The following is a 20,655-nucleotide window of genomic DNA, read 5'->3' on the forward strand; positions in this document are numbered from 1 at the left end:
GGAAGAATATGAAGGAGAAGCGTTCAGGTTGGAATAAGAAGCTGCTAAAAAGCATGCTGGTTGCATCTGTTGCCGTACCCCTGCATTTGTTCGCATTCGGAGCCGGCTCGGCAATATACGCTGAGGGGCCAAGCGACCCCGCCCCATTCATTGAAGCCAAAGTGGTCAACGAGCATGCAGGCCAGAAAATTCTGTTTGACAATACCCACGCGCAGACGGCCGGAGCGGCCGACTGGGTTATTGATGGCGCTTTTTCCGATTTTGGTAATGCGCTTGCGCAAGAAGGCTATTACGTCAAAGAGCTTCGTAAGACCACTCCGATTACGCTAGGCGATCTTTCCAGCTATGACGTCTTCGTCGTGGCCGAATCTAACATTCCATATAAATCCAGCGAGCAGGCAGCTATGGCGGAATACGTGGAGAACGGCGGCAGCATCTTCTTCATCGGCGATCATTACAATGCGGACCGCAATAAGAACCGCTGGGACGGCAATGAGGCATTCAACGGTTACCGCCGCGGAGCTTGGGACAACCCGGCCAAAGGCATGAGCACTGAAGAGGCCGGTTCCGCGGCAATGCAAGGCGTGGTCAGCTCCGACTGGCTGGCGGAAGAGTTCGGTGTCCGGTTCCGCTTCAATGCGCTCGGTGACATTAACGCCACCAACATCGTGGCTCCCGATCAGGCCTTCGGTATTACATCAGGAGTATCAAGTGTAGCCATGCATGCCGGCTCCACGCTGGCAATCCTCGACCCGACCCGGGCGAAGGGCATCGTCTATCTACCGAAAACCAACAATGCTTGGGGCAACGCGGTGGACCAAGGTGTCTACAATGGCGGCGGCGTAGCGGAAGGTCCTTATGTGGCCGTGGCGAAAAAAGGTGCCGGCAAAGCCGCCTTTCTCGGCGACTCCTCCCCAGTCGAGGATGCCACACCGAAGTATTTGCGCGAGGATACCGGTGCCAAAAAAACGACTTACGATGGCTTCAAGGAGGCTGACGATGCTGAGCTCCTGGTGAACACCGTTAACTGGCTCGCCGAACAAGAGAGCTATACGGATTTCACCAAGGTAAGTGGCCTGACGCTGGATCAGCCGACGCAGCTGCTGCCGTTCGAAGAGCCGGCGCTTTCCACAGAGCCTCAGCCAGAGCCATGGGCCGCTCCGAATGCCGGCTACAAATGGTTTGACCGCACCAGCTACAAGGCGGGCTCTTACGGTGGACCGGCGGCTACTGCAAGTGCGGTGTACAATTTCACACACCAAACGGTGCTGCCGAACTCTCAGGATTTCCAGATTCGTGTCAGCGCAGATAATCTCCCTGCCAATACGAGCGTATCAGGCTTCCAATTGGGTATCTACCAGGTGAGTAGCGGTGCCCAGATCGCCAAGATCCAGAACAGTGACGGCACTTGGCCGAGTAGCTATGCTTACAGCGCCAACTTTAGCCTGACTTCAGACTTGAACGGCCATGCCTACAAAGATCTGACCGTGCAGATCAAACCGGGCACCACAGCTGCATCCAATCTGCGTCTGCGCCAGAACGGAACGAACCTGAAGACCGAATCAGTAACGCTCGGTAACGTCCCAGCAGAACCGCTTCCGGACGAGGAAGATCCGATTCCAGCGACCGTTTCCATCGGCGAAGCCCGGACCAAGATTGTTGGATCCTTGGTGACGGTTGAGGGGATCGTAACGACTGAGCCGGGTATTTTCGGCGGGCAAACCTTTTATCTGCAGGATGAGACCGGCGGACTTTATGTCTACCAGAGCCAAAGTGGCTTCCATGCCGGCGACACGGTCAAGGTAACAGCGTCCACGGCGCTGTACAATTCGGAGCTAGAGTTGACCGAAGTTGTGCAGATCGAGAAGACCGGCACTGCGAAGCTGCCCGAGTCCGTTGACGTAACGGCAGTGAACGTTACCAATCAAGGTCAGCTGCTCAAGCTTAAAGACGTGAAAGTGACAAATATTATCACCGCCACTCCAAGCGGTTCCTTTGAATTTGACGCCATCGCCGATGGCGGGACAAGCAATCACATCCGGGTGGATGCACGGACGGGCATCACGAAAGACAGCTTCCCTTATGCGGAAGGACAGAAGCTCGATATTACGGGCGTAGCCGCGATATTCAAAGACGTATACCAACTCAAACCTAGAAGTCTCGGAGACTTCAGCATTGTGGAAGAAGTGGGGGCTCCGGTAACGACGGCAACCCTGTCGGCAAATCCGAACGCTGCCGGCTGGTTGAATCAGCCCACCGAAGTGACCCTGAAGGCCGACTCCGATACAGCTAAGGTTTATTACTCGCTGAACGGCGGTGCGGAAGCCGTATACAGCACTCCGTTGGCCGTAAGCAAAGATGGACGGCATACCCTGTCTTATCATGCGGTTTCGGGCAAGGGAAAGGCGGAAGAAGCTAAGACACTGAGCCTTAATATCGACACGGTTTCACCGACAGCGGAGCTGACAGAGTCCGGTCATGCGGTCGGCGATGTGGAGGAGGAAGCCCAGCTTAAGTTTGTATTGGCTGCCGAAGATAATCTGTCTGGCGTCGCCTCCAAGCAGCTTCTGCTGGATGGACAGCCCATAGCCGACGGACAGATCCTGAACGCTGCGGAGCTGGGTGCCGGGTCCCATACTGTAAACTACGTCGTGACCGATGCCGCAGGCAATACTGCCGAAAAGAGCTACATGTTCCAAATTACTGGCGGAGCGGCACTTGCAACTGACAAGCCTGGACAGCCTGTGTTGTCCTCGAACAGCGGCTACGGTTATGGACTCAGTGACGGCAACTTTACCGTCACCATGAACCTCTGGTGGGGCAATAACGCTACCAGCTACAAGCTATATGAGAATGGCACACTGATCGACTCCAAGTCTCTGAAGGATGTATCTCCTTCCGCGCAGACGGCAAGCACAGCGCTTCACGGTATGCCGAATGGCACCTATATATACACAGTGGAGCTTACCAACAAATACGGCACAAGCAAGAGCCAGCCGCTCACGGTGACGATCCGCGATGCCGCACCGGGCAAGCCGGTCCTGACCCATGACAACTGGGACGGAGATGGCTCTTATAAAGTAACTATGAATTTGTGGTGGGGCACTAATGCCACAGAGTACCGCCTTTATGAGAACGGGCAACTGATCGACACGCAAGCGCTAAACGCCAACACGCCTTCGGCGCAGAGCGCTACGACTGAAGTCACTGGCCGCGCTTCCGGCAATTATGAATACCGGGCGGAGCTGGTTAATGCAGCGGGAGAGACCATAAGTGATATCATCAAGGTAACCGTCAACAAATAATACGATGAGCGTTTTAAATCTTGTAAGAAGTATTCCAAGGTGTTGCATTCCGATTTGCTGTTGATCTAAATATGTCTCCAGGAGGTGCTTATATCTTTCAGATATAACGCCTCCTTTTTGACTTGTTCATATTCCGTTCATATTGTCGTCACGATGAGTACATCTTTGTTGATTACACTTTGAATATGTCGTCAAGGCGGCACTTCAGATACAGAGACAAGGAAGGGAAGAGATGAACGTGGCAAATAAGGTAGAAATAAAAACAACTGGGACTAAGAGCCACAAGAAACGGAACCTATGGTTAAAAATAATCGGAGGTATTGTAGGGGCGCTCGTGCTGTTCATGGGCATCGTTTTTATCGTTGATGCAATCAGCGATGGGGTAGAGAAAAAGAAAATCGAATCCTATGGCCAGTATGTCAATGTGGATGGGAAAAAGATGAATGTGCTCATTCAAGGCAGCGGAGAACAAACCGTTGTACTTCTACCAGGACAAGGAACCCCGTCGCCTGCACTTGATTTCAAATTGCTGATCGATGAAATTACCCCTAATTATAAAGTCGTGTTGGTCGAGCCTTTCGGTTATGGTTTGAGCGATGAAACCGAGAAGGAAAGAACGACGGAGAATATAGTAAGTGAGGTTCACGAAGCTCTGCAGCAACTGGGTGTTGACAGTTACATTCTAATGGGACATTCCATCGCGGGACTTTACGGAGCGACCTATGTGAACACTTATCCGGATGAAGTTCTTGCTTTTGTCGGCATCGATAGCAGCGTTCCCAGTCAACCCGGGATGGATGTCAAATTACCTTTGAAATCCATGCAATTTCTTCAAAAATCAGGTCTGATGAGATTGTTCCAAAAAGTGAGCGGAGATGCGTATAAATCGCTTGCATTCGATGAGCATACCAAAGAACAGATGCGTTTGATTTCGAATCAAGTCGCGACCAATCCAACGTTGATGAATGAACTGAGCCACCTCGGTTCCAATTTTAAAAATGGAGAAAAACTCACAATGCCAAAAGACTTGCCGTTGCTTCTCTTCGTTCAATCGAATAATGAGCACAATAAACAGTGGATTCCGCTTCATGAAGAGCAAGTCAAACAATCCGCACAGGGAAAAATGATTCCGATGGAAGGTTCTCATTACCTGCATCATACAAAATACAAAGAAATCGCTGAGGAATTCAAAGCTTACATGAAACAAATCCAATTGTAGGGTTGATAATTGAACTGCGGAGCCGAACTTGGTTCCGTAGTTTCTTTCTTTTTCCATTTTAAAAAAAACAATTTTTCAAACCTTATTCCTGGGACATTGGAGTTTGGTATACATCGAGACAAATCTTGGTCATCTCATCAATGGATTTTGCAAAGTCGGATTGTATCCATTTGAGGAGAACATTATAGAGGGCCCCCGCTTTAAAGTATATTCGGTACACATTTTCATCGCTTTTGTCGTGAGCAGTAGAGAGCATCATTTCATTCAAGCAATCCAGAATTACATCATCAAACTTTGCACTTTGAAGTGCTTTGTAGATGTTCCGCTGCTGAAAAATCACTTCAAAAAGCACTTTAATAAATTTTTGAGGTTCTTTAGCTTTGCCTGTTAATTCATTGGTGTAAGGTAAGAGTTTTTGATTAATTTCGAAAATAAGCGAATCGACCAAATCCACCAGGATCTCTTGCTTGGAGGAATAGTTGTTGTAATAGGCCGTTCGAGAGACCCCTGCACGCTTCACAATATCGGTGATGGTGATTTTGTTAAAAGGCTGTTCCTGGATCAAGTAGACTAATGCCGTGCAGATGGCTTCTCTTGTCAAACGGTTGGTTTCTTTATTGGAACGATGCTGAGAGGTATTCGGACTGTATAATTCATGATTTGAGATGACATTTCCCCTCCGTTTGTACATTCTGGTGTTCGTTTTATTGTTTTTCATGAGTATTTTCAATATGCTAAAACCATAAGGCATTACAAATGTAATGTCAAAATAGTAGTAGATACAATGGGAGGGCGTCATGTTAGAAAACTTATATAGACGATTGTCAGCGGTGCTGCTTTTGATCCTAGCACTCTGTGCTACGGTATTTATTGGAAAAGAAACGGTTATCTCGATAGTGACCATTATCCTTTTGTTAGCGGAATTAGTCATCTCCTTTTTACTTTTAAAGAAGCGTGAGAAGTTACATGTAGTGTTAATTAGTGCGATGGTGGCAGAAGGGTTGTTCTTACTAACAAGAGAATTTTGGCTGCTTGCGCTTTCTATCTTGCTGCTGATCGTAGCGGGCATATGGAGAGGACTCTTTGGACAAAAGGTGCGCAGAAGAGTCACTCCATTGGTAGTGGTTCGTAAAGTGTTAATCAGCATTGCTGCTCTTATCGTTACTGCACTTTGGGGTATTGGAATCTATGCAAAACCTATTACAACACCTGTGGCATTAGCAGCTGATGCGGCTGTGACGATCGATGAACGTAAATTGGATTCTGCAGCAGTGATGCTGAAGGATATTGAAGTAATGAATTCTTTTGGAAGCCGTACAACCGGCTCTGAGGGTCATAATCAATTTATTTCATGGCTGGAGCAACAGGTAACAGATATGGGGCTGAAAGTTTATCGTGATCACTATACTTTTGACCGATGGGAAGAAAAGAGCAGCTCTTTAATGATTGATCAGCAGTCAATTCATGTCTCTTCAGCTTTTCCTTATTCCGGGGAAACTGACGAAAATGGGGTAACAGGGGAGCTGGTATATACGAAGCGTGGTGAGTATGACCAGGCCAGCGGAAAAATTGCTGTCATTGAAATTGAGAATTTCAGAAATTTCCCAAGTGGGATCGTTATGAACATGCGGGATTCATCTCCAATGGAAAGCCAAATTGCCCCAAATGAAGGCGATCTAGTCCTCACTACAGCTTTAAAAGAAGCTAAATTGGAGCAAGCGAAGGAAATGGGTGTGAAAGCTGTTGTTGTTGTCTGGAAAGGGGTATCCGACGATAAGGTTGAAAAGCAGTATGTGCCTTTTACTACCGATTATGCTGGAATTCCTGCGATCTGGGTCAATGAAACGGAAGGGAAAAAGGTGATCAATGCAGCCCAGAAGCACAAAGAAGGTACGGTTATTTTAGAAGCGGAAATACAAAAAAATGCTCCAACAGAATCCTTTTATGTGAAAATTGACGGGAAAAATAAAGATGAAGCGATTATCATAAATACCCATACGGATGGGATAAATGTGGTGGAGGAAAATGGTGCTGTGGGCATGCTGTCCATGATTCGTTACTTACAGCAGGAGCAGCCGGAACGTACGATGATTTTCGCTTTTGTGACAGGCCATTTTAGATTACCTGATTTCAAAGGATCTTCTCAGGCGACTTCCACTTGGATGGAGGGGCATCGAGAGCTCTGGGATGGCAAGAAAGGCCATATAAAAGCTGTAGCTGGAATTACGGTTGAGCATTTAGGCAGTATGGAGTGGAAGGACGATGATACGGGTCACTATAGACCAACTGGAAAAATAAGTACAGAATATACCTATGCGGGCAATGAAATGATGGCGGCCATTTGGTTGAAGGCTATTGAAAACACCGACGGCACACGGACTGTATTATTGCGTGGACATAACAAGTTTGAGTTTGGAGAAAGTCAGCCCTTATTTGAAGTTGGGATACCGGTAATTGGCTTCATCCCAATGCCCGACTATCTGCTCGTAGATAGTGAAAACAGAGAGATGGACAAATTTGATGCAAAGCTTATGCATACACAAATTATATCGTTACTGAAGGCGGTCAAGATAGTGGACGGAACGGAGACGACTAAGCTTGGAAAGTCAGATGGGTATTCTTTTTTCTATGGCCGTACTAAATGATGAATTGGAGATTGGCTGATGATTAAGAACATAGTACCAAAAGAAAAGGAGAAAAAAACTACATGTTGATCAAAAGTGTTAAGGATCTTGAATTACAAGAGTTTACAACTTGCTTTAACGAAGCCTTCTCCGATTATGTAATTCCATTTCATGTTTCTTCGGAGTATTTAGCTGATAAATTTGCAGGTGCGGGAGTTAATTATCAGATGTCGTTTGGTGCTTTTGATCAAGAGAAGCTGGTTGCATTTGTTATGCATGGCATCGGGGATCGTAACGGCGAAAGTACTGCATTTAATACTGGTACAGGAGTCGTTCCTTTATATAGAGGGAGACGGCTAGTCGAACAAATTTATCGTCATGCTCTTCCCATCCTTAAAGAAGCTCATATTCAAAAGTGTTTGCTTGAAGTGATTCAAACGAATGATAAAGCTATAAAAGCGTATACCGCCATAGGATTTCAAATTCATAGAGAATTGGCTTGTTTCAAGGGGCGTATTGATGTCACCCTTCCGGACGATCATAGACATACATTCATTACTATGGTTCGACTGGAAGAATTCGATTGGACATCGGTACATTCTTATTGGAATTTTGAACCTTCTTGGGAACAATCTGTTCATGCAATTTTACGAAATCCGCATTTATACGATGTGGTCACGATAAGGGAAGAGAATAAGATTTGTGGATACGCGGTAATAAAATCGGCCAACGGAGCAGTTGTACAGTTCGGTATTTTGCGAGAAGAAAGAAACCAGGGATTTGGGCGTTCCTTATTTCATTGGATGGGAGAGAGACATTCTATCATCACCGTCAATAATGTAGACAAAAGAGATACAAATTCTATACGTTTCCTTCAAAGTGTTGGTCTTGACGTATACATCGAGCAATATGAAATGGAGAAAGATTTGTCATGACGAAGATGACATTAGCTTTAATTCAAAAACACTGATGATTTGAGTCAGTGTTTTTTTTGTTGCAGAAGGGGGTATATATTAGAGGTTAAAATGAGGAAATATTGTTTTTTTCTAACATCGAAGTAGGAGGAGACTTGTGAAATCATATATACGCTATTGAATCAATAGCTCTTTTGGGTTCTTTTTATGTTATTCACTGAGTTGTCAGAAAGATTTGACCCTTTCTTGAACATTTAGGGATTAAGAGATATCTGTGATTGAATTACTTGCAATTTAAGATAAGATGATTTTAATCATTAGGTCACGTTATTAATTTGACTGCTCAGTATCAGGTAAATCAGGCTCGCCAACTCTTGCTTTGTGAAATTTTTCTCTTTTTACATAGCAAAGAACGAGGAACGTCATACTAAAACGAACAGGCAACGATGTCGCTGAGCCCTGCTAAACCTGATATTGAATGCAGCCCCAGAATTAGCCGGCCTAATCATAAGCATCAAGTTATGACGAAAAATGAACAGCGTTTGAAGGGAGCAGTAAAGAATGGCAATTGATACGGTGCTATGGAGCAGGCTGGTGACAGGCTTGACTCTCGGGTTCCACGTTATTTTTGCGACGATTGGCGTCGGTATACCGCTAATGATCGCTATTGCAGAGTTCATCGGGATCCGCAAAAAGGATCCCCATTATACACTTATGGCAAAGAGATGGTCTCGGGGATTTGTCATTTCTGTAGCGGTTGGTGTCGTGACCGGTACAGCCATATCACTACAATTAGCCCTGGTATGGCCGAATTTTATGAAACTGGCTGGGAATGTTATTGCACTTCCGTTATTCATGGAAGTGTTCGCGTTCTTTTTTGAGGCCATCTTCCTGGGCATTTATTTGTATACGTGGGATCGGTTTAAAAATCCGTATATCCATTGGCTGTTGACGATTCCGATTGTCGCCGGGGCAGGCATGTCTGCCGTTTTTATTACGACGGTGAACGGATTCATGAACCAGCCTGGAGGCTTTGTCATGGAAGCGGGCCAATTCACAGCGATTGACCCGGTGCAAGCGATGCTGAATACGGCGACCTTCTCCAAGGTGTTCCATGTATTAAGCTCGGCCTATTTGACAGGAGCTGCCTTGTTAGCCGGGATTGCAGCCTTTGCGATGCTGAGAAAAGGAGTGTCCGCATACCACAAAAAATCCTTGAATCTCATGATGGCGGTCGTTTTGCTGTTCAGCTTGCTGAACACGTTAGCTGGTGATGTGTCCGCCAAGTTTTTGGCCGAGCATCAGCCAGAGAAGCTTGCAGCGGCAGAGTGGCATTTTGAGACGGGTAGCGGTGTGGACTTGGTTCTAATGGGATGGCTGAATGCAGAGCATGAAGTGATAGGGGCTCTTCATTTGCCGAAAGTGCTCAGCTTCCTGGCCTTTGGAGACTTTAATGCGGAGGTAACGGGGCTGGAGGAATTCCCCAAGGAAGAATGGCCACCGCTTCTTGTTCACTACCTGTTTGATTTAATGGCTGGAATCGGATTTGCTCTGCTCGCGATTTCGGTCCTGTACTTCCTGTTTGTGTTCTGGAAAAAACGCAATGTGCTTAACAAGTGGATGCTTGGCATCATCGCACTGATCGCACCGCTCGCTTTTCTAGCTGTAGAGCTGGGCTGGTTTTATGCAGAAGTTGGGCGACAGCCGTGGATTATCCGCGGATATATGCGTGTAGAGGAGGCTGCCACGACTTCACCGAATGTAAGAATTATATTCTTCGCCTTATTACTCTTGTACATCGTACTCGGCAGTATGTGTGTAATCGTGCTAAGACGTTTGTTCAACAATAATCCGGCAGAAGCTGAGATGGAGAAATGGATGAAGGAACATCCTAATCAATCTGTGGAAAAGGGGGGCACTGAATGATGAGTTACGAAATAATTGGCATCTCGGTGCTCTGGCTGTTCTTGTACGGCTATTTAATTATAGCTTCCATTGATTTCGGAGCGGGATTCTTCGCCTTTTATGCACGTTTGACGAAGCAGGATCATCTCATTAATCGTCTGATTTCCCGTTATTTATCACCCGTTTGGGAGATCACAAATGTGTTTTTCATCTTTTTCTATATTGGCATCGTCGGATTTTTTCCGGACACAGCCTATTATTATGGCTCTGCGCTGCTTGTTCCGGGAAGTATTGCAGTTATTCTTCTTGCGATTCGCGGTTCGTTCTACGCTTTTGAAAATTATGGTTCCAAGAAAAACATAGTATATCTTTTTTTGTACGGAGCTACAGGTCTGCTTATTCCGGCTTCGTTGTCAGTGGCACTTACTTTGTCTGAAGGCGGCTTTATTGTGAAGCAGGCTGAGACGGTTTCTCTGGATTACTGGGCGCTGTTTACCAATCCGTTATCGTGGAGCATCGTTGGACTGGCAATCGTGTCCGTTTTGTTCATAAGCGGCTCATTTCTGACTTTTTACGCATCTCGTGCAGAGGATCATTCCGCGTTGAAGCTGATGCGGAACTACGCCCTGTTTTGGAGCACACCGACGATAATTCTCGCACTGACAGCATTTATCTATTTGGGTCAACACAATGAGCGGCATTTTCAAAATATGATGGATTTATGGTGGCTCTTGGCACTTTCCGTTGCTTTCTTCATGATCGCGATGTGGCTGTTATATAACGGACGCCGTTACGGATTAGCTTTCATATGCATCATGCTGCAATTTTTCTGTGCCTTTTTCGCTTATGGGATTGGGCAATACCCTTATATTCTCGATCCGTATATCACGATTCAGAGCAGTGCAACTTCACCAGCAATGGGCTTAGCCTTAGTTGTTGTGTTTATCGGCGGTCTGTGCCTGTTGATCCCATCCCTTATTCTGGTCTTCAAGCTCTTCCTGTTTGATGCGGATTATGTAAAAGGGAAAAAATAAAGCTAATTGATCCATTACGGCGTGTATGAGGTTTCTCTACAAGCCTATATATAAAGGAGGTGTGATCTGTGCCGAGGAAATCCAGTCTGATTTCTCAACAAATGTCTTCACAAAGAAAAAATATGGCCCTCCTCGCGATCCTTTCGCTCGCGCTTGGTACAGCTATTGTGAGTCAGGCTGGACTGCTTGCTGAAGCAGTCCAACGGATTTTTGTGGAGAGAGCTTCATTTTCATCGGTTATCATGTTGCTCGGCATTCTTCTGGCTGTTATGGCTGTACGCACATTGTTGTCATATGGAAACGGTAAAGTTGGCTTGCGAATGGCTGCCACTGCCAAGACAAATATGCGCGCAGCCGTGCTGCAAAACTTAACCCATGCTTCCATGCCTTCCACCCTTCGTGGACAGACGGGAGGCAAGGTCAGTATTGCTCTTGATGCTGTGGATGAGGCTGATAGTTATTTCAGTCAGTACATGCCACGTATGATGGAAGCTGCTATCATCCCGATTCTGATTTTGGTCGTTACATTTATCCAACATGCCAACACAGGTTTCATTCTTTTGTTTACAGCTCCTTTTATCCCACTGTTCATGATTTTGGTAGGACTGAAAACGAAGAACAAATCCGAAGAAAAATATGCGCAGCTGGCCGAGTTTTCAGGTACGTTTCTGGATTCTCTTCAAGGGCTAGTGACGTTGAAAATATTTGGACGGGCACACCGTCAGCAACAGAAAATTGAACACAGTAGCCTGAGTTACCGTGATGCCACAATGGGCATTTTGAAGATTGCGTTTACGAATACCTTCATGCTGGAATCGATCGTGATGCTAAGCATTGGCATTGTCGCTCTTGAACTGGCCATCCAGTTGCTCGTTTTCAAATCTATGACGTTCCACACCGCCTTTCTCGTGTTGTTGCTCGTTCCCGAGTTTTACAACCTGTTAAAGAATACGGGAACGGCCTTTCACAGTGGCAGGACAAGTATGGGTGCGGTTCGTAAGGTGGAACAGATGCTTGAAGAACCGGCAGGGGAGAGTAGGGACGCGAATAGCATTGAAGGAGCATTAACAACCGATGGAATCAACGAGATCGACAGCATGGATAGGGTCGACAGGGGAAGCAAATTAGAAATTGGAAATTCCAATGATCTTTCAGTACCGCCATCCATGGAAATAGATCATCTTCAGTTTCAATATGCTCCAGATTCATTCAAGCTTGAGACGGGTCGGATCCAGTTTAAACCGGGAGAACATATTGCGATTGTAGGTAAAAGTGGTTCCGGTAAAACGACTTTGCTCCATCTCATTGCCGGTCTGCTGAAACCAGAATCTGGAACGCTTCTGGTGAATGGAAGTCCACTCTCGCAATACGATGAAACCGAATGGTTCGAACATGTTAGCTACATTACACAGCATCCGTATATTTTTGCAGGCACATTTTCTGAAAATATTGCGATTGGTGCTCGTGGGAGCATCTCCAGGGCAGAAATTGAGCGGGCGGGTGAGGAAGCAGGACTCACTGCGCTTACAGCCCAATTAGAGCATGGATTTGATACCTTTGTTGGTGAAGGAGGCAGGGGACTGTCTGGTGGGGAAAAGCAGCGGCTTGCCTTAGCACGCGCTTTTTTGAAGCGTCCTGCTATCATTTTGTTTGATGAACCCACAGTTGGACTGGATTTGCACACCGAGCGGGTACTGCAACGCTCCATAGCCAAACTGGCAAAAACGGCTACGATGATTACGGTGGCTCACAGATTATATACGATTCAACAAGCCGACAAGATTTTGTTTATGGACAATGGAGTGTTGGTGGACTTCGGACGGCATGAAGAGCTTCTGGGGCGCCTGCCTCAATATGCCGAGATGATTGATGTAGAGCGGAAAGGGGGGATATCCTCATGAATGAACTGGCCGTTCTGTCAAAGGCGATGATTCAGGAGCGTAAGGATATCATTCTTTCGATTTTGGGCGGATTTATCGCCGGCATAGCCGGTGTGGCACTCTTTTCTGCGAGCGGGTATCTAATTTCGCAAACGGTATTTGCGCCGCCTCTTTATACTTTAATTGTACTCACCTCGATGGTCAAACTGCTTGGTTTGCTTCGGGCGGCAAGTCGTTATGGAGAACGCTTGTATTCTCACCGGGCGACGTTCTCCATGCTTAGCCGTTTGCGTACATCCTTTTTTGCCAAGCTAATTCCTTTAACGCCTGGTATATTGAACAAAAATCGAAGCGGGGATCTGCTTGCGCGGATCGTTGGGGATGTAGAAAGTTTACAAAATTATTTTTTGCGAGTCGCTTATCCTCCGATCATGGTCGTCATGGTGTTTTTGGCTACGGTGCTGTTTACTTCTACCTTTTCGATCTGGATTGCCATTTTGTTTGTACTAGGTATGCTGATAACGGCATTCGTTGTACCGGGAATTGTGTTACTCGGGCAGCGGAGAATACATGGACGCGTTCGTGTGCAGAGGGCGCAGCTGTCCACGGAAGTTACCGAAGTGTTGTACGGTTTCCGGGATTTGAAACTATACGGTCAATTGGCACAGCGGGAGGAGCAGCTTCAGCACGCTTCCGCTGTATTGGCAACTGAACAGCAACGAGCAGCCGGACACTTGCTACGCGGTCAATCGATGCACACTTTTGTTACGTTTCTCGTTTCCTGGGGAGTGCTGACGCTCGGTGCCTATTTAATTATGGAAGGAGCGCTTGCAGGCGTATTTCTTGCCATGTTGGTCATGGCATCACAAACCGTATTTGAAGAAGCGACGGCTATGGCCACATTACCCGCGTATAAAGAGGATAGCGAACACGCAGCCAAACGACTGACGGAAACAGTTCAGACCTTTGATAAGCAGTCTCCGCAGCCAAGTGGCACATTGTCTGTTAATCATGCTGTTACGATGGAACTATCTGATGTTAGGTTTCAATATGAAGGGGAGTGGAGACCGGCGCTCAGGGATGTGTCCCTGCACATTTTACCTGGCTCCAAAACGGCGATTGTCGGGCCGAGTGGGTCAGGAAAATCAACGATTATCGAATTGCTGCTCAAACTGCGAACGCCAACGGCTGGAGATATACGATTAAACGGCATTTCGATGAAGGAACTGGATGAGACGAGCATTTGGCAAACGGCTAATGTGGTATTTCAACAAAGTCATTTTTTCCGGGGAACGATCCGGGACAACCTGCTGCTGAATGGAGAAGAATATACTGATGAACAATTGTTGGATGTGCTAGCTAAAATGCAGCTGCCCGATAAATCGTTGACCGATATGGTGTATGAAAAAGGGGAGAATCTGTCAGACGGCGAGAAGCAGCGGCTGGCTCTAGCGCGAGTGATGCTCCGCAAAGGACGGGTATGGCTTCTGGACGAACCCACTTCATCGCTGGATTATGTGACAGAGCATCACGTTTTGAAGCATCTCTACGCACAGGCGGCTAATGATACGCTTCTCCTGATTTGTCATCGGCTAACCGGATTGGAAGAGATGGACCGAATTGTGGTCATGGACCAAGGCAGGGTAGTCGAAACGGGGTCCTATTCGGAGTTGATGGGGCAAAAAGGCTATTTTTATGAGATGAAACAAATCGAACAGCAAATGATCGGAGAAGTTGGAGTGTGATGATTTGAAAAGTAGAAACAGTCTTGGACTGAATAGGAAAGTCCAAGACTGTTTCTGCATTTTTTCGCTTAACGTTTCGAGATAGATTTTCTGCCAGCAGCAGGCCGTACAACTCGAAGACCTTTAATAGGAGAGGTACTCCGGCCAACATTCTTCTTTTTACCAGGAACTGCCGTGTTGACATTTAAAAACTTAGATTGACTTTGAATATTACTAGATACAATATTAACTGTATAATTTCTGAAGTTACCAATACTGATTTTTCTCAATCCTAGCCTTCTACAAAGCGGAGCATCACAGTAACCTGCGCCACCACAAAGTTTGAAAGCATTTTGCGGTAGAGTAAGATAGTTAACACCTGACCATACAAGACTCCTATCTGTAGATTCAGCATAGTAATATATCTCTCGATTGTTGACTGCCCCACTCAATACCTCTACCGTTTGACCTGGATTTATTGTGTACCAACCTACCGCTTCATACCAGCTGGGCCAAGGTATCAAGGGGTTAGAGTCCTGATTACAGCTTGCAGAGGAGTAATATGCGAAGGCAACATATACAGTTAAACTCGTATTGTTACGAAAACTAAGTCCCATTGCATTCAGCTCCCTTCTTGTTAATAGAATAAAGTATGCAGTTTAATAGGAGAAGGAAATGGACAGCAAGAGAAACAATTTCGAATCGATTGGGCTGCTCATGAGTAAACTGACGATTTGGATTTATGAAGTTCTAGCACTACTTATTACAGTTTTATTTCAACAATCGTACCAAGATGAATATCTAAAACAAAAGACTGATTAATTCTCTTGCGGTGTCCAGAAAGCCATTTTATGGCTGTTTAGGGCACCTTTCGTTTTTTATATAAGATTTAGGTAAACACCAAAATCCGTTTTTTCTTTGAATCTACTACAGAAAATGTGATGATACATAGTCTTGATATTCCTAAGGTTTATGAAGAAGATGAACGCATTTATGCTGTGTAGGGGGGTTGCAGGCTTTGTCTATGATGCGGCTCTAACTGACTATGAATTTTCACATACAACAAAAGAAAAAAATATTTAAAGTAAGTAACTATGGCTTAATACATAAACAATTGCTGTCACATTTTGGGTCGAGCTGTTCGTTGTATAGAGTGAAAGGGGGGGAGACAGCTTGAATGATACGGAGTTAAGTCAGATCATTGCAGATGTGTTGAATGGGGAGATAGAAAAATTCGAGAAAATCATGGAGGTTTATCAAAAACCGATTTTTCTCTACTGTTATCACATGCTGGGCAATTATGCCGAAGCCGAGGAAAACGCACAGGAGGTATTTTTGAAGACCTTCCGCACCTTGAAGAAATATACCCAATATCAGATGGATTTTGGCGCCTGGGTATACAAGATTGCCTACCATCAATGTATCGACATCATCCGTAAGCGAAAGTTGGTGAAATATTTACCTTTCTTTTACCAGGATGAGAAAGAAAATAATGAAGTCGACTTGCATATTGAAGCCAACTATTTTGATGAATCCGTACATCAGGCCATGGCAAAATTATCGGCGGAAGAGCGTAATTTGTTAATCTTACGTTGTGTCGAGGATAAAAGCTACCAGGAGATCGGATTGATTCTCGGCAAAAACAGTGCCAGCCTTCGTAAAAAGTACGAACGTGCATCTGCAAAATTTCGAAAGTATTATGCTCAAGTGAAGGGAGTGGGAGTGTATGAATATGGACAGGGATCGGGATTTGAAAAGACTGTTTGATGACCCGCGCATTCCCGACGCCGACTTGACAGGAAAAGTAATGAGAATATTACATGCTAAGCCAAAAGAAAAGGAGAGGTTTTTTATGAAATATAAAGTTGTTTTGACTGCGTGTGTAGGGATGATGTTAATGGCCTCCACAGGTTATGCGGCAGTTCAATATCATTCTTTGACGAATAAGGATGGCGAAGTCGTATATGAGACTAAATCGACGAAAGATTACGGAAAAACAGAATCGAAAGATGAGATAGAGCGTTACAAGGCATTTTATGAACTTAAGGATAAGGCGCTAAAGAACGGGGAAGCTGGGCTGTTCTATATGGTTGCCAATAATCCGAATCATGAAACAATTCTTGGAACGAAGGTGACTATCTTCCAAGATCTTTCTCAATTGAGAGATAAGATTACGGATAAATCCATTAAGATCGCAGACAAAGTCAATGGAAATTATACATTCCAAAAGGCGGACGTAATCTTTAAAAATGCTCAGGAAGTGAATCCTCCTTCTTCGGAAGAAAAAAAGAAAATGGCAGAAAAGCTGAGAAAGCAGGCGGAAGAATCCAATCAGGGATATGCCATGATGCCGGTTGAAATGACAGATCAGTTTTTCCTTCTCTTTGCTACGTATCAAAATGGCGAAGATAAAATCGGGGTTAATATCACTAATCTGAGTGGAAAGAGCGATCCTACAATGTATATTGACGAGAAGGTTGAATTTAAGCAGGAGAAGGTTCAAGTGAAGGGAGTAGAAATGCTGCATACAGAATTTGCTCCTTCGCAGACGCACGAGCTGAAATGGGTATACGAGAGCCCAGACAAAAAGGTGAAATACGCCTATACTTTACGTGGAGACATAAATAAAGTAAGCAAAGAAACTTTGATGAAAATTGCAAAAGGCTATTTGGAATAATAAATATTAAAACAACGGGAATCTTCTCCAAATCTAGTTGGGGTTGATCATAATCGGTTCTAAGCGCCCATTTAATTCCGTTGAACAATTCAAAAAAACGGCCGCTGTTCGCATCGTTTGCGACAGGGCCGTTTTTTGTTTTTCATAGGTTAGCTGTAAATTGCTATTCTTGCCAAACACTCATAGGGTCCCATGGCTTGATCTGATTGCCATATTTTCCAGCCAAAAAAGCTTTCATGTCTTCCAGCTTAGCAGGCACTTCGTTCCAAATTGGAAAGGGGGGTAACCCTCGTTTGCTTTTCAATAGGATATCCACTGTAACATACAAGCGTTCTGGCTGAATCCAATGAAGGAAGCGGGAAATATCAATTTGCTTGGTCAGGGACAAGGCATCAATTTCGTCATTGTAATGCTTGTTGAACTCGCTGATCAAGTTCAGGAGGTAGTCTCTCTGCTCCTTCACGAAGTCCAGGCCGCAGATGGCGCCATGTCCTGGAACAACGATTTCGGGTTTAATTTCATCAATAATGCGATCAAGCACTTTAACCCAATTGAGGGTTCCCTCTTCACTGTATGCCGTACATCCGTTAAACACGACATCGCCAGCGAACAGCACTTTTTCTTTTGGCATCCACAACAGCAAGTCACTATCAGAGTGGGCTGGTGCTACGTTGTAAATCATAACTTCCGTATCGCCAAGACGGATGTTGATATCGTCCTTTATCTCAATATTCGGGTGCACCCATTCTACGCCTTCTAGGTCGAATCCTTCAAATTCCGCTGCAAAAAACTGCTCGCCCGAAGTCGATTCCGGAGAATCCTTTCCTCTTCTGATGACGTTATCCATCCAGGCGATATTTTCGGTGAGACGCTCTCTGGACGCTTCCTTGTGCATAATAATGCAAGCATCTTCAAACACTTTGTTTCCCCAGGCATGATCACTGTTATAGTGCGAGTTCACCACATATGCGGGAGAGCCACCGTTACTTACTTCCTTAAAAGCCTCCCGCATTTCCCGTGCATGGAACAAATCGAAGAACGTGTCATACACCAGCCCTTCACCCTTGTTGATGAACCCGGCATTGGCCCAACTGATGCCGCGATACGGCGAAATACCGGCAAAGACGCCATCTGCGACTTCAAAAAATTTAACGCGAGGTTTTTGGATAATACGTCCATACTTCATGAAAATTCTCCTTTGCGTATATGTTTTTGGGGTAAAGCATGCCTTTATTATAGAGAGTGGAAAACATAATTGCAAGCATGTACTTGCATGCATTTGCTCCATGTAATATGATGTAACAGAACAACATCACACTACATGGATGGAGGCGCTTAACCATGAAACTAGTAACCTTTCAAACCAATACATCCCAGGAACCTTTGTTTGGGCTTGTAATTAACGAGAAATTTGTCGTGTCTTTTGCCGCAATCATGAAAAAGCAGGGAACATTCGTTGACAGTCTTGAAAGTATGGACAGCTATCTTCATTATTTGCCGGCAAGTTATGATGCCGCTAAGGAAATGATGCAATATGCTGTCGAACAGTTGCATCAATTCAATGAAAATGAAATCAGCCCGATTGCAGCGGTAAACCTGCTACCGCCGGTTCCGAATCCGGCTGCGCTTATCGATTTCGGGCTGACGCCAAGACATCTGAGAAATGCTGGCGTAAATCTGCTGCAAAGAGAATATACAGGGCCGGAAAGAGAAGAGCTTACACGTAAAATTTCCGAAAAATTCCAGCAAGATCTGAATAAAGTAACTTTCAGTTATTATAAGTGTAACCATAATGCATTAATTGGCGATGGGGATACGATTCATTGGCCTTCGTACTCTTCCTACCTGGATATCGAGCCGGAGCTGGCCTTTGTTACAGGGAAGGGGAACTGCATTGCAGGTTATGTTATTTTTAACGACAGTACTGTCCGCGATGTGCAGTGGCCGGATTTCCAGGCGATGACCGGACCGACGCGCTGCAAAGATTTCGATCGCAGCAAAGGAATAGGACCATTTCTGGTAACGCCGGATGAAATCGACAACCCGCTGGCACTGGATGTGGATGTACGCATCGGGGAGAGACTGCACTGGAAGGGAAGCACATCCGAGTATTCTGCACACCCTGCAAAAGTGATGGAGGAGGTTCTCAAAGTTTTCACGCCACTCCCGGGCACAATTATAGGAATGGGGACGATACCGGATTGCTGCGCAATCGAGACCGAAGAATGGCTGTTGCCCTCTGACCGAATCCAGATTACATTTGATAAATTAGGCACGCTCACGCAATTGGTGCCTGATCATGTCAAGATTACGGAACCAAGCCGCTGGGAAAAAAGAAGTGATTTGCCTTAAAAAAAACGTTTATCAAAATGATGAACCCCGACCCTGCTGCATATGCAAAACTTGTAGTAGAATAGGATTAACATATGCAAAAGGAGAAGTACAATGCAAACTTCAGACAGAATCATTGAAGCCGCGACACAGCTCATCAAAAAGAATGGCTATCGGGGAGTAAGCACCAAAGCCATTGCAACGGAAGCTAAAGTCAATGAATCTACGATTTTTCGGCAATTTGGAAGCAAGCAAGGCATATTGGAAGCCATCATTGAAAGACATTCGGATATCCCGCAATTTGAGAAGCTGTTAAAAGAGGACGCGACCGATAATCCGGAAGTTGATCTGCTGAATGTAAGCCAGCAGTACCGTTTGTTTTTCCATAAAAATGCGGACATCATTTTGATTGGCATCCGCGACAAAGGAATGCTTCCCGAATTAGACAGAGTGCTAGCCGATCCGCCGGCGAAGCTTCACTCCTTGCTGGTTGAATATTTTCAACGCTTGCAGAATAAAAAAGTTATAGCCAGACAGGATGAGCGCCTTGTCGCAATGTCTTTTCTCTCGATGTGCTACGGATTTCAGATGAGCGAGCTGATTCACCGGCAATATCAATCCCAACTCGTCACCGAGGAAGAGTTCTACAAGCACAGTGTCTCATTGTTTGTTAAAGGAATTTTGGCTCAGTCATAAGCACTATTGATTTATTTAATGAGAAGTCTAAACTTACGAGAACGGGCTGAGGCTGGAAACTCGGTGTTACTATCCATTCATCTAATGGAAGAGCATGCAGCGACGGTTGATGATGTGATGATTATTAAGCATGGAACAATCGTTGCAGATGGAACATTGGAGAAGTAAAAGGTAATCCTTCCACGCTGGAGGATGCCTTTTTTGCTCATGAATGTAGTTTTTAGTAATGGAAAATAAAATACGTGGATGCATTATATAAAAAACATGTCTCATTAAATTAAGCCCAATTTTTTCTAGGGCTTTTTTTGTTTGGGACCTCAGGATTGTATTTGGTCTATACTCAAAC

At 45.2% G+C, this 20,655-nt stretch carries 17 protein-coding genes; 14 read left to right on the plus strand and 3 right to left on the minus strand.

Features of this window, described 5'->3' with window-relative positions:
* Nucleotides 1-8: 8 nt before the first annotated feature.
* Entirely contained in the window at nucleotides 9-3,305 is a 3,297-nt protein-coding gene (locus tag MHI27_RS15875) for a chitinase N-terminal domain-containing protein (RefSeq protein ID WP_405174151.1), read from the plus strand.
* Between the two features lie 232 nt (nucleotides 3,306-3,537).
* Nucleotides 3,538-4,524, plus strand: coding sequence for an alpha/beta fold hydrolase (locus MHI27_RS15880; protein ID WP_405174152.1), 987 nt, complete (start codon nucleotides 3,538-3,540; stop codon nucleotides 4,522-4,524).
* Nucleotides 4,525-4,606: 82 nt separating this feature from the next.
* Here the strand turns inward: MHI27_RS15880 and MHI27_RS15885 are convergent, their stop codons facing one another.
* Entirely contained in the window at nucleotides 4,607-5,242 is a 636-nt protein-coding gene (locus MHI27_RS15885) for a TetR/AcrR family transcriptional regulator (RefSeq protein WP_405174153.1), read from the minus strand.
* 79 nt (nucleotides 5,243-5,321) lie between these two features.
* On the opposite strand from MHI27_RS15885, the gene MHI27_RS15890 reads away from it, so the two are divergent.
* The 6 genes from MHI27_RS15890 to cydC all read left to right on the plus strand — a co-directional run bounded on the left by MHI27_RS15890 (nucleotide 5,322) and on the right by cydC (nucleotide 14,626).
* Nucleotides 5,322-7,169 carry a hypothetical protein gene (locus MHI27_RS15890; RefSeq protein WP_405174154.1) on the plus strand — a complete coding sequence of 616 codons (1,848 nt, stop codon included), beginning with the start codon at nucleotides 5,322-5,324 and terminating at the stop codon, nucleotides 7,167-7,169.
* Nucleotides 7,170-7,231: 62 nt separating this feature from the next.
* Nucleotides 7,232-8,083 (plus strand): GNAT family N-acetyltransferase, encoded by an 852-nt coding sequence (locus MHI27_RS15895; protein ID WP_076283694.1) that lies wholly within the window; start codon nucleotides 7,232-7,234, stop codon nucleotides 8,081-8,083.
* 540 nt (nucleotides 8,084-8,623) lie between these two features.
* On the plus strand, nucleotides 8,624-9,988 hold the full coding sequence (locus tag MHI27_RS15900; RefSeq protein ID WP_149645730.1) for a cytochrome ubiquinol oxidase subunit I: 1,365 nt from the start codon (nucleotides 8,624-8,626) through the stop codon (nucleotides 9,986-9,988).
* Nucleotides 9,985-11,001 carry a cytochrome d ubiquinol oxidase subunit II gene (locus MHI27_RS15905; RefSeq protein WP_042188427.1) on the plus strand — a complete coding sequence of 339 codons (1,017 nt, stop codon included), beginning with the start codon at nucleotides 9,985-9,987 and terminating at the stop codon, nucleotides 10,999-11,001. The genes MHI27_RS15900 and MHI27_RS15905 overlap by 4 nt, the downstream gene beginning before the upstream one ends.
* Nucleotides 11,002-11,069: 68 nt before the next feature.
* The gene (gene cydD, locus MHI27_RS15910) at nucleotides 11,070-12,902 is read left to right on the plus strand and encodes a thiol reductant ABC exporter subunit CydD (RefSeq protein WP_405174155.1); all 1,833 of its coding nucleotides are present in this window, start codon (nucleotides 11,070-11,072) and stop codon (nucleotides 12,900-12,902) included.
* Nucleotides 12,899-14,626, plus strand: coding sequence for a thiol reductant ABC exporter subunit CydC (gene cydC / locus MHI27_RS15915; protein WP_405174156.1), 1,728 nt, complete (start codon nucleotides 12,899-12,901; stop codon nucleotides 14,624-14,626). Before cydD ends, cydC begins: the two co-directional genes overlap by 4 nt.
* Before the next feature lie 68 nt (nucleotides 14,627-14,694).
* Here the strand turns inward: cydC and MHI27_RS15920 are convergent, their stop codons facing one another.
* The gene (locus MHI27_RS15920; protein ID WP_405174157.1) at nucleotides 14,695-15,222 is read right to left on the minus strand and encodes a DUF1036 domain-containing protein; all 528 of its coding nucleotides are present in this window, start codon (nucleotides 15,220-15,222) and stop codon (nucleotides 14,695-14,697) included.
* 58 nt (nucleotides 15,223-15,280) lie between these two features.
* Between MHI27_RS15920 and MHI27_RS15925 the strand changes: the two genes are divergently transcribed.
* The 3 genes from MHI27_RS15925 (at nucleotide 15,281) to MHI27_RS15935 (ending at nucleotide 17,282) form a co-directional block, all read left to right on the plus strand.
* Nucleotides 15,281-15,427: a hypothetical protein gene (locus MHI27_RS15925; protein WP_179085726.1), complete on the plus strand. Its 147-nt coding sequence runs from the start codon at nucleotides 15,281-15,283 to the stop codon at nucleotides 15,425-15,427.
* Between the two features lie 351 nt (nucleotides 15,428-15,778).
* The gene (locus MHI27_RS15930; protein ID WP_405174158.1) at nucleotides 15,779-16,372 is read left to right on the plus strand and encodes an RNA polymerase sigma factor; all 594 of its coding nucleotides are present in this window, start codon (nucleotides 15,779-15,781) and stop codon (nucleotides 16,370-16,372) included.
* 85 nt (nucleotides 16,373-16,457) lie between these two features.
* A complete protein-coding gene (locus tag MHI27_RS15935) occupies nucleotides 16,458-17,282 on the plus strand; it encodes a hypothetical protein (RefSeq protein WP_076283690.1) in 825 nt (274 codons plus the stop codon).
* Between the two features lie 163 nt (nucleotides 17,283-17,445).
* Here the strand turns inward: MHI27_RS15935 and MHI27_RS15940 are convergent, their stop codons facing one another.
* A complete protein-coding gene (locus MHI27_RS15940) occupies nucleotides 17,446-18,468 on the minus strand; it encodes an MBL fold metallo-hydrolase (protein WP_405174159.1) in 1,023 nt (340 codons plus the stop codon).
* Nucleotides 18,469-18,623: 155 nt separating this feature from the next.
* On the opposite strand from MHI27_RS15940, the gene MHI27_RS15945 reads away from it, so the two are divergent.
* From MHI27_RS15945 to MHI27_RS15955, 3 genes are all read left to right on the plus strand, one after another.
* The gene (locus MHI27_RS15945) at nucleotides 18,624-19,634 is read left to right on the plus strand and encodes a fumarylacetoacetate hydrolase family protein (RefSeq protein WP_405174160.1); all 1,011 of its coding nucleotides are present in this window, start codon (nucleotides 18,624-18,626) and stop codon (nucleotides 19,632-19,634) included.
* Nucleotides 19,635-19,727: 93 nt separating this feature from the next.
* Entirely contained in the window at nucleotides 19,728-20,309 is a 582-nt protein-coding gene (locus MHI27_RS15950) for a TetR/AcrR family transcriptional regulator (protein ID WP_076299839.1), read from the plus strand.
* Nucleotides 20,310-20,327: 18 nt separating this feature from the next.
* Nucleotides 20,328-20,477 carry a hypothetical protein gene (locus MHI27_RS15955; RefSeq protein WP_231573272.1) on the plus strand — a complete coding sequence of 50 codons (150 nt, stop codon included), beginning with the start codon at nucleotides 20,328-20,330 and terminating at the stop codon, nucleotides 20,475-20,477.
* Nucleotides 20,478-20,655: the final 178 nt, after the last annotated feature.

The organism is Paenibacillus sp. FSL H8-0261 (genome assembly GCF_045040645.1).
In the GTDB taxonomy this organism is placed as follows: domain Bacteria; phylum Bacillota; class Bacilli; order Paenibacillales; family Paenibacillaceae; genus Paenibacillus_AQ.